The sequence below is a fragment of the Pedobacter heparinus DSM 2366 genome (genome assembly GCF_000023825.1).
Taxonomy (GTDB): Bacteria; Bacteroidota; Bacteroidia; order Sphingobacteriales; family Sphingobacteriaceae; genus Pedobacter; species Pedobacter heparinus.
The window spans coordinates 4,672,630-4,688,371 of the sequence record NC_013061.1; the positions used below are offsets into that span (position 1 = coordinate 4,672,630).

Annotated in this window: 11 protein-coding genes; 6 read left to right on the forward strand and 5 right to left on the reverse strand. The window is 43.7% G+C overall.

All coding sequences use genetic code 11. The features are described from left to right. Window positions 1–25: 25 nt before the first annotated feature. The 5 genes from rhaT to PHEP_RS19395 all read right to left on the reverse strand — a co-directional run bounded on the left by rhaT (window position 26) and on the right by PHEP_RS19395 (window position 8,574). On the reverse strand, window positions 26–1,105 hold the full coding sequence (gene rhaT, locus PHEP_RS19375) for an L-rhamnose/proton symporter RhaT (protein WP_036675275.1): 1,080 nt from the start codon (window positions 1,103–1,105) through the stop codon (window positions 26–28). 90 nt (window positions 1,106–1,195) lie between these two features. Next, window positions 1,196–4,156 carry a glycosyl hydrolase gene (locus PHEP_RS19380; protein WP_015809686.1) on the reverse strand — a complete coding sequence of 987 codons (2,961 nt, stop codon included), beginning with the start codon at window positions 4,154–4,156 and terminating at the stop codon, window positions 1,196–1,198. A 23-nt stretch (window positions 4,157–4,179) separates the two neighbouring features. Then, on the reverse strand, window positions 4,180–6,894 hold the full coding sequence (locus PHEP_RS19385; protein WP_015809687.1) for a glycoside hydrolase family 78 protein: 2,715 nt from the start codon (window positions 6,892–6,894) through the stop codon (window positions 4,180–4,182). 177 nt (window positions 6,895–7,071) lie between these two features. After that, window positions 7,072–7,797 (reverse strand): tyrosine-protein phosphatase, encoded by a 726-nt coding sequence (locus PHEP_RS19390; protein ID WP_015809688.1) that lies wholly within the window; start codon window positions 7,795–7,797, stop codon window positions 7,072–7,074. 27 nt (window positions 7,798–7,824) lie between these two features. Beyond that, a complete protein-coding gene (locus PHEP_RS19395; RefSeq protein ID WP_015809689.1) occupies window positions 7,825–8,574 on the reverse strand; it encodes a glycosyltransferase family 2 protein in 750 nt (249 codons plus the stop codon). Window positions 8,575–8,712: 138 nt separating this feature from the next. Here PHEP_RS19395 and PHEP_RS19400 point away from each other — a divergent pair, with 138 nt between their 5' ends. The 6 genes from PHEP_RS19400 to PHEP_RS22385 all read left to right on the forward strand — a co-directional run bounded on the left by PHEP_RS19400 (window position 8,713) and on the right by PHEP_RS22385 (window position 15,740). Beyond that, complete coding sequence (locus PHEP_RS19400) at window positions 8,713–9,444, forward strand: polysaccharide biosynthesis/export family protein (RefSeq protein WP_162141671.1); 732 nt, start codon at window positions 8,713–8,715, stop codon at window positions 9,442–9,444. Beyond that, window positions 9,441–11,849: a GumC family protein gene (locus tag PHEP_RS19405; protein ID WP_015809691.1), complete on the forward strand. Its 2,409-nt coding sequence runs from the start codon at window positions 9,441–9,443 to the stop codon at window positions 11,847–11,849. The genes PHEP_RS19400 and PHEP_RS19405 overlap by 4 nt, the downstream gene beginning before the upstream one ends. A gap of 12 nt (window positions 11,850–11,861) precedes the next feature. After that, window positions 11,862–12,383, forward strand: a complete 522-nt coding sequence (locus PHEP_RS19410; RefSeq protein WP_143715780.1) for a UpxY family transcription antiterminator — start codon at window positions 11,862–11,864, stop codon at window positions 12,381–12,383. Window positions 12,384–12,503: 120 nt separating this feature from the next. Continuing rightward, a complete protein-coding gene (locus PHEP_RS19415) occupies window positions 12,504–13,628 on the forward strand; it encodes a glycosyltransferase family 4 protein (RefSeq protein ID WP_015809693.1) in 1,125 nt (374 codons plus the stop codon). Next, window positions 13,612–14,475, forward strand: a complete 864-nt coding sequence (locus PHEP_RS19420; RefSeq protein ID WP_015809694.1) for an ABC transporter permease — start codon at window positions 13,612–13,614, stop codon at window positions 14,473–14,475. The genes PHEP_RS19415 and PHEP_RS19420 overlap by 17 nt, the downstream gene beginning before the upstream one ends. A gap of 8 nt (window positions 14,476–14,483) precedes the next feature. Further along, entirely contained in the window at window positions 14,484–15,740 is a 1,257-nt protein-coding gene (locus tag PHEP_RS22385; protein WP_015809695.1) for an ABC transporter ATP-binding protein, read from the forward strand. The last annotated feature ends 2 nt before the right edge of the window (window positions 15,741–15,742 follow it).

The following is a 15,742-nucleotide window of genomic DNA, read 5'->3' on the forward strand; positions in this document are numbered from 1 at the left end:
ATATTTCATTAATTGTTTATTGTTTCTATTTAATTGAATTGCCATAACCCACAATGAGTATGGATAAGATCAGGATTACAATGCCCGCAACTACGGTTCCAAAAGTCTTTTTCTTTACTCCCGACCATTCTTTAAAGAACAGGCCCCAGCCATTGGCCACCAAAATGATACAGGCCATGTGCAGGATCCAGCCACTGGCACCGTTACCCAGCTTGCTTTCGCCCATGCCATAAAAAAAGAACTGCAAAAACCAGGTGGTTCCGGCCAGTGCCGAGAAAATATAATTTTTAAGCAGTGGGGCTTTTTTATCCGAATAATCGCCAAAGGTTTTATTGCGGGAATTGAGCAGCATACACCAGAACAGGTTGGTGGTTAAACCACCCCATAAGATTACCACATAGGTTACATTGTTCTGGAACAGGAATTCACCCTGTCCGGGATTCAGTGCTTTCCAGGCCTCATTGGCATGATGGGCCATGTCTTTACCGGCATCAATACCAAAGGCAAAACAGGCACTTAAAATACCCGATACAATGGATACGATTAAACCGATACCCAGTTTATATTCTTTATTTGAAGGATCGGCCTTGCCCGAAGCAACCAGGTCCTTCTCTTTCATGCTGCCCGCCAGCCCGCATACCACAATACCCACTACGCAAACCAAAAGACCAAGCAATACCATTTGCCCCCATTGGGAAGCAGCCATATCTGATAAGCTGTCCTTACCAGCTGTAGGGTTAAAATCATAATACAAGGAAGGGATCAAGGCGCCAAACACCGAACACAGGCCAAGTATAATGGTACTGCCCAGCGATATGCCCAGATAACGGACACCCAAACCATATGTAAGGCCCCCAATGCCCCATAACAGACCAAAGAAGTAAGTAAGCAATAAGATCTTGCCATCGGTTTGAACAATGATGTCCATAAAACCGGGGATGGTGAGGTAAGCTGCAAGTGGAGGTACGATTAACCAGGAGAACAGACCACCAACAATCCAGTAAGTTTCCCAGGCCCAGCCTTTAACTTTTTTGAAAGGGATATAGAAACTGCCGGAAGCAAAGCCGCCGATAAAATGAAAAATAACTCCTAATAGAATCTGCATGTTTAAGGTTTTAAATTTGGTCCGACTAAAATAGAGGAATGACAGTTGACTTCCGTCATGTACTGTCATGCCTAAATTAATGAATTACAATTATTTTGTAACTTTTATAATTACAGGGCCCAATAATCCGGATGACAATAATTTATCTTCTTTCTTAAAAACAATGTTTGTATTGGTGATGCGCTTCTCTTTCGGTAAAGCGGCATCTCCAATCAGCCTGTTGGGCCATAGGTTGATCACTTCTATCTGCAGCCTGTTCTGACCGGTCTTTAAGGCCGGGGAAATGTCGACATGCCAGGGTGCAGTCCACACCACGCCCAGGTTTTTACCATTCAGGCTTACTTCGGCTATGTTTTTCACTGTACCCAGATCCAGGTATACGGGTTTATCTTTCGACAATGGCTTATCGTAACTGAATGTTTTGGTGTAAACGGCCTTACCGGAAAAATACCTGATCCTTTCGTCAGCATGCTGGCTCCAATCCAGCAGACTGGCAAATTCAACAGCTTTAGGGCCGCCCCAGTTTTCATCAAAGGCCACCTGCCAGGCACCTGTCAGTTCCAGTCCGCTTGTTAATTCCGGATAATTGGCAGCAGTAGTTTTAACGGAGGAACTGTTTTTTGGAAAGACGATGAACCAGGATTGAAATGCCTCAAATTTTAAAGGTATTTCTACACGATCACCGGCTTCCCGGAAATTGACCCTTTTTATCACTGCGCCTTTAACAGGATCCCAGATTTCGGGAAGCCGGTTTTTTACCCTGAAGGTACAGGTAGAACTGACGCTAGTGCCATGTCTGTTAGTGATGAAATAGATTTCAGCTTCCGGCGTACTGCGGTGGATAAAATCAATGTGTTCACCAGCGTTACCTGTATATTCAAAGTCTGGCTTTATCCCTTTGTTCATCAAAACATTACGGATAGCTGCTTTAGCTAAGACCTTTCCCTGCAATTCCCTGGCAATCTCCTGTACTTTGGCATCACATTCAGGATAGTTTTTAAGCCCTGAGTCTTTAACCGGCAGATGGCCAACAACTGTTGCGCCGGCTGCAACCAGCTCGCTGACCTTAGTGATGACTGCCAAAGGCATCCTTTCAGTATCCGGCAATACCAAAATGCGGTAATTCATTCCATCTGGCAGGGTAATCCTACCGTTTTTAACGCTTACACGGGTGAGAAGGACTTCTTCATTGCAAACATCATAATCATAACCTTTACCCAGCAAAGGGTCGATGTGTTTTTGTGCGACCAGGTTGGGTGCCCCGTCGCCATTATAATACAGCACATCGGCAACAAATTTACCCGAACGCAGCAGGTATTGTGAACGTGCAACATAATCAAAAAAGGGCCCTGATTTTTCCCACCAGGTTACATTAGGGTTAAAATGTGTACCTGCGCCATACTCATATCCGGGCTTACCATCTTTGGGCCGGGAAGCGGTTGAGGTATGGATGGCAATGCGGTTTATGCCTTCACAAAAGGCCCGGTCAAGGGCCTGCTTCAACGAGCCCGGATAATCGAGCCAATGCCGCATGGTGGTAAACGCCTCTGCTGAGGCGGTCTCACGTCCATAAATATGTGCTGCCGAAGCCACCATTTTGGTTACTTTATTCTGACCATAATCCAGCCTTGAAACGCCATAAGACTGGTCGTCTGCCAGTGTGCTTTCATCCTCGTGCTTAGGGCCGAGCCAGAATTCACCCATAGGGAAATCGCTGCGCCCAAGATTTTTGAGCCCGTCCAGACAGATGGTACCTGAGCGGCTTGGCCCTGCAGATTCATTCTGGACCAATATACCCTGCCCGTGACAGAGTTCTGCAAAACGTTTATAATGTTCATCAGCCATACAATCTGCCAGGGTTTTCCTGTAATCGTGCAAAAAGCGGTCGGCTATTTCTGCACTGCCGATCAGGTAACCTGAAAGTGCAGGCAGGTAGGGTGTAGGATCATAACCCCGGTAATGCTTAAAGTGTTCAATAATTTTTGCGGTCCAGTTGGGGAAGCCATCTTCAAAACTATCGTCACAGAAATATTTGGGTTTATTCCCAACTTTTGCAGCTTCTTCAATAAACATTTTGCCCAGCTTTTCGAACTGGATCTCTACGCCTTTACGGTCAAACCAGTCGACCGACAAACCATCTGCTTCGGGCTGGGCAATCATTAACTTCGAGCCTGTCATGCGGTGCCCGGTACGGATAATTTTCCATTTACCGGCTGGCACCTCCCAGTCAAGATGCCCGTCTTTACCTACTTTATCTGTCAGGTTGATCACCTGGTCGACAGGGACAGGCTGATCGGCCGGATCATTTTCCCAGGCCTGCCTTACCGGGCCCATTACTTCATTTGCCTTGGCAAAATTGCTCAGGTCTTTATGATTGATTTTAGCTGCAAGTACTTCTGCACGCGTTCCGCTGATGCGCATATCAGGCATTCCGTTATCAGGAATGGCAACGATGGCGGTATCCTGGTAGTCCAGCTGCTCCAGAGGCAGGTCTATGTATTCCTTATAGCCAGGTGGGTTAAATACCTTATCGTAGCCTACCCTGTTGCCTGGCAAAGGCAAGGTGCCGGAAAACTTCCTGGGACCACTCAGGGCCAGTTCCGACTGCAGGTACCAGCGTCCGGAATTTTCAGGTTCAATCCAGGGCCCGCCCATACACCAGCCCGAGCTCATATTGATCCCTACGGCTATGCCGACCCTTTTGGCTTCTTTCATGGCATGCCGGTATAAGGCTTTCCATTCTTCCGACATGAACTTTGCACCCTGCGGATAGGGCACGCCACCAAGCCCGCCAGCAGAATTTACCAGCAGTACCTCACCCATGCCCTTCGCCCTGAATTCTTCCATATCGCGGGTAATGCCCGCTTCATCTACCAACCCGTTAAACCACCACCAGTAACAGGATGATTTTGACGCATCTGGCGGATGGATAAAGTTTTTTTCCAGTGGAGAGAGGTCGGGTATCGTTGCTAACCCATCCACACTGAACAGGGATAAATTTAAGGCGCCAATAGAACTGATCTTTATAAAATTCCTTCTTCCTAATTTCATTTGTATTTTTTGCAGGGCATCGGTTAATATTCAAAATGATAAGTACCAGAACCTGCAGTAAGCTCGGTATTGTTATCCACATTTTTAATGGCTCTTAATCCTTTGGCTTTATTGAGGGCGACGTTAGATTCCGTTACCACAGCATTTCCGGTTCCCGGCAAAATAACTCTGGCAGTGGTATTAGGGGGAACGACAATGTCAATTTTAGTTTTACCATCAGCAACAGACCATGCAGATTTTACTTTGCCATACATGGTTTCCAGCTCGGCACCTGCATTTTTAAGATCGCCTCCAGGTTTTGGAGCAATGCTGATCTCTTTATATCCTGGTGCTGTTTCGTTAATCCCCGTTACGGTACGGTACATCCAGTCGCCAATTGCTCCATAAGCATAATGGTTAAAAGAATTCATGCTCACTGCCTGAAAAGAACCATCAGGTTTAATGCCATCCCATCTTTCCCAAATGGTAGTGGCTCCTTTTTTAACAGGATATAGCCATGACGGATAGGTATCCTGCAACAACAGCTTGTATGCAACATCATTGTATCCAAAACGGGTAAGGACATGGCACAGGTATGGCGTACCTAAAAACCCTGTTGTCAGGTGGTTGCCATAAGCTGCCACATTATCTGCCAGTCTTTGTGCGGCCTGGGCCCTTAAATTTTCAGGCAAAAGATCAAAATTCAGGGCCAGTACATAAGCCGTCTGAGAGCTGGAAACCAGTCTTCCTGAAGGGGTAACATATTCATCCAGGAAAGCTTTTTTAATTATTTTGAGCAGTTCAGTATAAGCTTTTACGTCCTCTGTATTGCCCAATACTGTAGCTGCATTGATCAGATTTTGAGTAGAATGCGCATAAAAAGCTTGTGCGATAAAAAATTTGTCTGTAATTGCTGCCTTACCATCACGGTCATCGGCCATCGTATAGAAAAGCCAGTCGCCATAATGCGGCCCGCTGTTCCACAGGTTATTTTTGCTGATGCTGCGGATATATTCTACCCAGGCTTTCATACTGCTGTATTGACGCGAAAGCAGTTCCTTATCTCCGTAAGCGCGATAAAAATCCCATGGGATGATGGTGGCCACATCGCCCCATCCGGCAGAACCTGCATTCTTTATCGTACGCACGTCAGGGATTACCACTGGCACATTTCCGGTTGGGTGCTGGTCTACTTTCAGGTCATGCAGCCATTTGTCGAAAAATCCGGCCACATCCATATTGTAGGCAGCTGTTTTGAAGAACACCTGTGCATCGCCAGTCCAGCCCAAACGCTCGTCACGCTGCGGACAGTCGGTAGGCACATCTACAAAATTCCCTTTTTGCCCCCACTGGATATTACTTTGCAGCTGGTTGAGCAAGGGGTTTGAAGTAGAGAACAGACCTGTAGGTTTCATGTCTGAATATACTGCAATGGCATTTACAGTAGTGCTGTCCAGTTTGCCTTTATAACCCGTAATTTTAATATAACGGAAGCCCTGAAAAGTAAAATGTGGTTCCAGCACATCTACTTTTGTGCCGCTCAGTATATATTTATTTTCCTGTTTGGCCTTTCTCAGGTTTTCTGTATAAAAATTACCGTCTTTATCCAATACCTCGGCATGGTTAATGGTCAGGGTATCTCCTGCTTTTCCTTTAATTTTCAGTTGGGCCCAACCTACCAGGTTCTGGCCAAAATCGATCACGATTTCACCTTTAGGGGTTTTGATGACCTTTAGTGGGGCAAAATGTTCGTGCTTACTTACGGTTGGCCCGAGCGGCGCAACCAGGTTATCCATTTTCAGGTCAACCACTTTAGCCTGCTGCCAATCGCCCGTATTAAAATCCTGTACCAGCGCATTTTTTTCCAGTCGGGCGTCATAAGTCTCGCCATTGTAAATATCGGAGGCCTTTACCGGACCGCCAAAAGAGGTTTTCCAGTCCTGATCAGAACTGATGGTTTCTTTTTTACCATCTGCATATTCAATTTCCAGCTGGAACAACAGCCCAACCTCTTTACCATATAAATTGCGTTTATTGTTAAATTCCAGGTTTCCACGGTACCATCCGTCACCAATGGTAACCAGTGCTGTATTTTTACCCGCTTTTAAAGCCTGTGTCACATCATAGGTCTGATATTGTAAGCGTTTGTGGTAACTTGTCCAGCCCGGTGTAAAATAGTGGTCGCCAATCTTCTTTCCGTTTAGTTTTGCTTCATAAAGACCATGTGCGGTGATATAGAGTCTCGCATTTTTTATTTCTTTTGCTACCGTAAAGCTACGGCCAAACATCGGTGCGGGTCCTACTTTGCCTTCTGTATCGCGGGCGGTCTGGATCCATTTTGCCGACCAGTCTTTTGGCGACAACAACCCCATCTCCCAGAAGTTTACTACGCTCCAGTCAGATGCTTTCCCATTGTTGTCCCATACACGTACCTGCCAGTAATAGCGTTGTTTGGCCTGCAGTGCGCTTCCTTTATAAATAACATGGGCAGATTGATCTGAATTTACCTTACCAGTTTGCCAGACAAGGTTTTTTCCATTTAAGAGGTCCTTGTCACTGCTTGCCACCCTTAGTTCATAAGCTTTCTGCATTACATTTCTTTCAGTAGCGCTTAACTTCCAGCTAAATTGAGGCTGTAATACATCGGTGCCTATCGGATTTTGTTTATAGTTGCAGGTCAGTTGTCCTACCTCAAGTTTTTGTGCCTGTACAAAAACTGAGAAATGAATGAGTAAAAATAATGCGCTGAGTTTGTTCATCTAATGTTCGTTATTTGGTTCATTTGTGCTACAATATAGAAACATCCATGTTAAGTCTTTAATAAAGTTAAATTAACTTTCAAATAACACCAACACCAGTTTCATTTTATTACTAAATTATAATAATATGAAAGTAAAACTGTCATGAACTGTCCTGTTTAAGAACATGGGAAGAGATTAAATCAGGGCTTTATTTTTAAAAGGATAATTTCCGATCGTTTGGTGCAGGCTGCCGCTGCGAACCATGCGTCTGAGTTCATCCAGGTGTTGATGATGGTGCAGGTCTGTTCCTGCAAAGTCGTAAAATTTTTTCTGCAGCAGGTATCCTGCAACCTGCTTTATTTCTTTACCATAATATCCGCTTAAGGACAATAAGTTCAGCTGGAACAAAACTCCCATATCCTTTAAACGAAGGTACCTGTCTGGTTTTTTATGGTAATAACCATAACGTTCCGGATGGGCCAGGATTACTTTATGACCCATGATCTGCAAATCAAAAATAACCTGTTCAATGGCTGGCATTTCAGATAGGTAAGACATTTCAATTAAAACATGCCGGCCGGGAAGACTCAATAAATTTGTAGCAGGCTTAAATGTCTCATCAACCATATATTCCGCTGCGGCATCAATTTTTACCTGAACACCAGCTTTAGTTAATGCCGTTGTGGTAATTGTTAAAGCTGCATCAATTGTTTCGGCCGTATTGGGGTACAATTCTGTAAAAATATGCGGGGTACAGAAGAACTGGCTAAAGCCCAGTTCCTTTAAGCCTTTAATTAAACCCACAGTATCTGCTACGTTTTTTGCTCCGTCATCAATCCCTGGCAATAAATGTGTATGCATATCTACACCAAGCCATTCCACATCACGTATACCCGTATTTTTTTTAAAGAATGAAAACATGGTGGGTTTTTTAAATGGATTTATAGATTATCCTGCAAACTGGGTTATTTTTCTGAGCGGCTTCATGATCAGGCCAAATACAGGAACATTTATACCGTGCTGCTTCATGGCTTTAAGGTCGTTTCTCCAGGCCTTAATCCTGTTTGTCAGGTTCTGGTTGCTTACCCCTCCTAAACTCATTTTAACTATTACTTTATTTAAATAAAAAACTTTCGCCCTGTTTAAATACATGAAACGGAGCATCAGCTCATAATCTGCAGCGGTTCCATAGCTAAAATTATATAGGCCAAACTTGTCAAATAGCCCCCTTTTTACATAAAAAGTTGGATGGGGTGGCATCCAGCCCCAATTAAATTTATTGGGCCGGTAATGGCCGGAACGCCAGCTGCGGATTACCTTTCCATTCTTGTTTACATAATCCAGGTCAGCATAGAGCAGATCAGGATCATTTTTGATAAAAGAACTGGCTATCTCATTCAGCACATGTTCATTATCCAGGTAATCATCTGCATTCAGCATACCTATAACATCTCCTGTACACATAGAAATACCTTTATTCATGGCATCAAAAATACCATGGTCAGGTTCTGACCTGAAAAGCTGAATGTGCGCGCGGTTGTTCAGCACAATCTGCCGGGTCTTATCGCTAGAATTACCGTCAATAATGATGTACTCAATATGTTTATAGGTCTGCCTGATCACAGAATCTATACATCGCTGTATGGTAAGTTCGGCATTATAGGAAACAGTTATCAACGAAATTTTTACATTCAACATAGCAACAAATTTAATAATTAATTATAACCGTCTACAATTAATATGTATTTTTGAAGTCGTGGCGTGTTGCTATAAATGTTAAGTCTGTTTTTCATTATGTGTTTTGTTAAAAAACTCATTATTTTATTTGCGGTTGTAATGCTCTTTGTTGCTAGTTTTTCTTGCTCTTATAAGCAGCAACAAATACTTTTTGAAAGTAAAAATGCAAGTGACAGTTTAAAAAACAAAGCTTTTATACTGAACGTTTACAGGATAAAACCTCAGGACCTGCTTCAGATCAGGAATCTGCAAAACAAAAAGTATATTGTAGATGAAGCAGTTACCGGCAAAAGCAGCTCCACATCGGCTGATAATGGACAGACCTACCTGGTAGGCGCCGACAGTACAGTGGCCCTGCCCATAATTGGACATGTAAAGGTTGCCGGTCTTACACGGGAACAGGCCGCAGGTCATATAGAAAACCTTTACCGAAAAGAACTAAAAGACCCGATAATTGAGTTAAAAATTATTAACCTAAAAGTAACCCTGCTTGGTGAAGTTAAGAACCAGGGTGTTTACAACCTGATAAAAGACCAGACTTCGCTGATTGAGCTGATTGGTGAGGCGGGGGGCTTAACAGAAAAAGCAGGCAGCAAACAAATCAAAATTATACGCGGGGGAATGCCCGCCCCTGAAGTTATTGAAGTTGACCTTAGCGACATCAGGGTATTTTCCGATCCAAGAATTGTACTTCAAAACAATGACATCATTTATGTGGCCCAAAATAAACGGGCTATACGATCCGAAAAGTTACAAAACGTCTCGGCCGTTTTACAACCCGTTATCACTTTACTAAATACAGCATTAATTATCTATACATTGACCCGTTGACACAGGAAGCAGAAAAAAACCAAAGAAAAACCAGGGAAATTGACTATTTAAAAATAGCCAGGATACTGTTTAGTCATTGGTATCTGGTAGCAGCAACTATTTTACTGGGTTTACTTCTTGCTTATTTTTACCTGTGGTACACTCCGAAGACATATACAACATCGGCTGTGCTTAAATTTGAAGAAAAGAAAACCGAATTGTCCGATCTGGTGAGTGCGATGAGCAACTCAGGCAGGGGCCCGGTTAACCTGCAAAGTGAAAAATTTATTATACAAAGCCGCGACTTGCTGCTAAGTGCCATCCGGAGCCTGGATTATAAAATCAGTTTTTATATAGCAGGCAGGGTACGGTCTTATGACTTGTACCCGAATAAGCCAGTTCAGGTCAGCATATTAAAATTTGACACAGCGCATCCCTTTCTGGGGCTGATTACCTTTAAACCCATAGATAAAAAAACATTTATGCTGACCTGGAACGCGGGGGAAAACGAGATACAGCGGAATTTTCAGTATCACGAGCCAATAAATATTGAAAATATGGGTTTCGTGATCAAATATCCGGGGCCGCTGAACGCCAATATTTCCTACCAGTTTAAGTTCAATACCCCTGAAATTTTACTGGACCGTGTACGTAATGGATTGCGCACCAATGAAATTGTGAAGAACTCCAATATTGTTACCATACAGCAAACAGATTCCAACCCCCAGTTTGCAGCAGATATATTGAATGCGGTAATGAATGAATACCTGAACTACGACCGTGATCAGAAAACGCAATCGGCTACCCAGATGATCCGCTTCATCAACGATCAGCAGCAATATCTTTCTTCTGCAGTAAAAGGATCAGAAAGCTCGCTGGAGAAATACAAACAAAACTCGGGCATACTGGATGTCAGCTCGTCAGCAAATATGGCCCTTTCAAAAGTAACGGAACTGGAATCACAGCGGTCATTGTTAAAGATGCAGCTGATGGCAATAGAGCAGTTGAAAAAACAAATTACAAACGACAAGCACAATGTAAGCCTCAATTTTAACCTTGAGGGGGTTGTTGATCCTTTGCTTGGCGTACTGATCGGCAATATGAACAATTTGCTGGCCGATAAAAACGTCATGTTAAAAACTTACAACAGCGGCTCAGAAACTATAGCAGCGCTCAACGATCAGATTGCGCAGGTTAAAACCGCAGCACTGCAGAACATCAGCTCTTCAAACCAACGGATCCGGAAAAACATGGATTATCTGGACAGTCAGTTGTCAAGAGCAAACCAGCAGGTGAATGCACTGCCGGCCGCAGAAAAAAATATGATCAGTTTGAGGCGCGACTTTGAGATCAATGAAAAAGTATACTCCTTTTTATCCGAGAAAAAACTGGAAGCGCAGATCAATCGCTCCGCAATTTTACCTGGTGCAACAATCATTGAACAGGCCCAGGTAAACAAAGTGCCCGTTTCGCCAAATGGAAGAGAAATTTATCGTACGGCTACTATATTTGGGCTGTTAGCTGGTGTTGGAATTATCCTTTCAGCAAGGGTATTTAATCCTTACATTTACGATAAGGAATCGGTTGAGCATGCCACAACTGTTCCTGTCATCGGCATCATCAGAAAGTTTCCCGATCAGATAGATGAGGACAATTCCCAGATTCTTGCTTTAAGCAAACCCAGGTCCCTCTTTGCAGAATCGGTACGTTCAGTTCGCACCAACCTTAATTTTCTTGCTTCCGGAAAAAAAAGTAAAATTATCAGCATCACCTCTGAGGTGGCCGGAGAGGGTAAATCCTTTGTTGCCCTTAACCTTTCCAGTACACTTGCGCTGATTGATAAAAAGGTGATCCTGATTGGGGCCGATCTGCGCCGGCCCAAACTACATCATGCCTTTGGACTGCCCAATACTACCGGGCTCAGCAATTACCTTGTCCACCAAAGTACGGTAAAAGACATTATCCAGCAAACAGCTTATAAAAACCTGGATTTTATCAGTTCGGGGCCTATTCCTCCAAACCCGGCAGAACTACTCCATCACGAACGCATTGCCCTGCTGCTCGATGAGCTCAGGACAAAGTATGAGGTGATCATGGTTGATACTGCACCGATCGGCCTGGTTTCTGACTCCATTCCTTTAATATGCCAGAGCGATATTAATCTTTTTATCATCCGGTATGGAAAGTCTAAACACAGTGCAGCCACCATACCCGAGGGCCTCGCCAGGGAATACGGCTTAAACAACATGGCCATTGTATTAAATGCTTTTGAAGAAAACCTTTTGCAGTCGAGCTATTATAAAAACAGTTCAAATCATGGCACATTTCATTACTATGCAGATTACAATGGTTACAAAAGTTCAGGTTATTACGAAGATGATGCCCCTGTAAAATGGTGGAATGTGAAAAATTGGTTGAGATCCTAATTTATGGAAAGTATGGCCTTAACATCAGATATAAAAAAATGGTACCCGGTTTATACACAATCGCGTGCAGAAAAAAAGGCATATCAGGCATTATTGAGTAAGGGTATTGAAGCCTATTTGCCACTTCAGCGGCAGCTCAGGCAATGGAGCGACAGAAAAAAATGGGTAGAAGAGCCGCTGATCAAATCGTACCTCTTTGTACATATTGCCCGGCAGCAGCAAACAGAAGTATTGATGACCACCGGCATTTCGCGGTTTATCTATTTTTCCGGGAAAATAGCTGCTATGCCAGACAGGCAAATTGAAGAACTTAAACTATTGCTGGCCAGTCCTTATGAACTGGAAATTACAGAAGAAAGGCTATTACCGGGAGAGAAAATTGAGATTAAGGCCGGGCCACTAAAAGGGATCAGAGGAGAAATTATTGAATACCGTTCTCAAAAACAACTTCTTTTAAGACTTGGGGATATATCGCATTCCATTGTTGTGAATGTGTCAGCGTCTTTAATAGAAAGAATGAACAATAAAAGTTGAGTTCCGGCCAGACCGGGATTTCAAAAACAGGCTATCATCAATTATAAGTTGCAAAAAAAGAACTGTGACTTAGGGGGCGAAGCTATGGGCAAGGCCCAATGACTGGAAAGTATAAAACAAATGTCTAAAAAAATTCTGCTGCTCACACTGGAAACATTTTGTGCCACGGGCGGTATACAGAAAATGGGCCGGATACTGGCTTACGGCTTACAGCAGTTGGGTGCAAAACATAAATGGGAGGCTGAGCTGTATTCCTTATGCGACCGGAAAACCGACTTAATGCCCGAATATTTAGCGGAAGAAAAGTTTAAAGCTTTTCGCAAAAACAGGCTGAAATTTATGTGGGAGAGCATAAAGGCAGGAAAGAAGGCAGACCTGGTTATACTAAGCCACATCAATTTATCGGTACTCGGCTGGGCAATATACCTGCTTAATCCAAATTGCCAGATCTGGCTTATTGCACATGGAATAGAGGTTTGGCGCCCCTTAAGGTTATGGAAAAAGTCGGTTTGGAAAATTTGCAGTAAGGTAATCTGTGTAAGCAGGTATACACAGGAGAAAGTTATTGCCTTACACCAGGTTGCACCCGAACAGTGTACAGTGGTCAACAACGCAGTCGACCCCTTTATCACCTTTCCTGAACATTTCCATAAACCCGGGTATTTACTGGAACGGTACGAATTAAATACAGATCAGAAAATTGTATTTACGCTGGCCCGCATTTCCGTTACAGAACAGTATAAAGGTTATGATCAGGTGATAAAAGCCCTTGGCAATCTCGGTCAGAACAATATACAGTATGTGCTTGCAGGACCTTATGATGAAGCTGAAAAGCTACGCCTTACACAATTGGCAAGCCAGTACGGCCTGGGCAATAATTTTATACTTCCAGGTTATATCAAAGCTGAAGAACTGGCCGATCATTTTTTACTGGCTGACCTGTTTGTATTGCCCAGCAAGAAAGAAGGCTTTGGGATTGTGTTTATAGAAGCTATGGCCTTCGGCTTACCCATCATCTGCGGCAATGCTGATGGCAGTGTGGATGCAGTGAAAAACCAGGAGATGGGTACAGCCATTGATCCGGATGATATCGGGGCCCTGGAACAGGCCATCCTCCGGAACCTTGGCCGCACCTTAAGCATTGGGGCACGCAAAAGCATTCAGCAACAATGTTTAAAATATTTTAGTCAGCAGCATTACCTGCAAACCTTAGAACGGTTAATCAAAAATGAAGCCTGTAACTGAAGAAACATGGGACATGGAGATCAGGCCAAAAAACAGCCTGATTGAACTTAAGCTCAGGGATGTATGGCATTACAGGGATTTGCTGGTATTGCTGGTGAAGCGCGATTTTGTTTCCTTTTATAAGCAAACCATACTGGGCCCGCTCTGGTTCTTTATCCAGCCCATTTTTACCACTATCACCTTCACTTTCATTTTTGGTAACCTGGCCGGGATTTCGACCGACGGGCTTCCGCAGCCTTTGTTTTACATGGCGGGCATTACTGCCTGGAACTATTTTTCAGATTGCCTGAACAAGACCAGTACTGTGTTTAAAGACAATACCAATCTGTTTGGGAAAGTATATTTTCCAAGGCTGATCATGCCCCTTAGCATTGTGGCCTCTAACCTGGTGCGCTTTGGGGTACAAATGCTGTTGTTTGTCCTGATGATTGTTTACTACCTGTTAACCGGCAAAGATTTTGGACCAAACTGGTACCTGCTCCTGTTCCCCGTACTCATTGTACTGATGGCCTGCCTGGGCCTGGGCTTAGGGATGATCATCTCGGCAATGACGACCAGATACCGCGACCTCAGCTTTCTGGTAAGCTTTGGGGTACAGTTGTTAATGTATGCCACTACAGTCATCTACCCCCTATCCACTGCGCTGGAAAAATATCCGGCCTATGCCTGGATCATTGAGTATAACCCCATGACGCCCATCATAGAAACTTTCAGGTATGGCTTTCTTGGAAGAGGTAGTTTTAGCTGGCAGAACCTGGGTTACTGTACGTTCATAACTTTTTGCATTACCTTTTTAGGGGTTGTTGTTTTTAATAAGGTTGAAAAAACATTTGTAGATACAATTTAGGGTAATTCATGAGCAACATCGTGATAAAAGCGAGCGACCTTTCCAAAGCTTATCAGCTTGGTGAAATAGGAACCGGTACAATTTCCAGGGATCTGGAACGCTGGTGGGCAAAGCTGCGGGGCAAAGAGGATCCCTTTCTTCGCATCGGGGAGACCAATGACAGAAATACCAGGGCTAAAAGCGACCTGGTATGGAGCTTAAAAAACCTGGATTTTGAAATTGAACAGGGCGATGCCATAGGCATCATTGGCCGTAATGGTGCCGGAAAAAGCACATTGCTAAAAATTTTAAGCCGGGTAACCGCCCCTACCAGCGGTTCTGTAAAAATAAAAGGCAGGATAGCCAGTTTACTGGAAGTAGGTACAGGCTTCCATCCGGAACTGACCGGCAGGGAGAACATATTTTTAAACGGTGCGATTTTAGGGATGCGCAAAGCAGAGATCAAACGAAAGTTTGATGAGATCGTAGATTTTGCAGGGGTAGAAAGGTATATCGATACACCTGTAAAAAGATATTCTTCAGGAATGTATGTTCGGCTTGCCTTTGCAGTTGCTGCACATCTGGAATCGGAGATCCTCATTATCGATGAGGTTCTGGCTGTGGGTGATGCGGAATTTCAAAAGAAATGTTTGGGAAAGATGGGCGATTTGAGTAAAGGAGGAGGCAGAACGGTACTTTTTGTGAGCCATCATATGGGGAGTATAAGCGGACTTTGCAACAAAGGGATTTTATTGTCAAATGGAGAAATCCTTCAAACCGGCAGCATTTCGACCACAATAGATAGTTATTTAGCTAATCAGGTGCAGGAAAGTGAAATCCCAATTGCAGCACGAAAAAACCGGGAAGGTATAGGCAGTGTAAGAATCGAAAAGATTGATATTCTACCCGCAGTCATTACAACTTTCAAACCCCTGGTAATAGTGATTTCCTTTCAAAATAAGACCGGAAACATCAAGATCAGGGAAGCAGGGATCAGTATCTGGACAAGGGATGGCTTCAGGCTCATCAGCATCTCTACTGATTTTACCGGTGGGCAGGGGCTGATCCTGACCAATAAGATAACCTGTACAATTTCCAGTTTGCCTCTTATTGAAGGCAGCTATCAACTTAATGCATTTATATCATCGGATAATGGTTTAGAGGACTATATCACTTCTGCAAAAACATTAACGGTAACCCATTCAGATTATTTTGGATCTGGGAAAACCGTTAACCCGCAATGGGGGACGCTTGCCGTTCCGCATTCATGGGAATTCAACATTTAGTA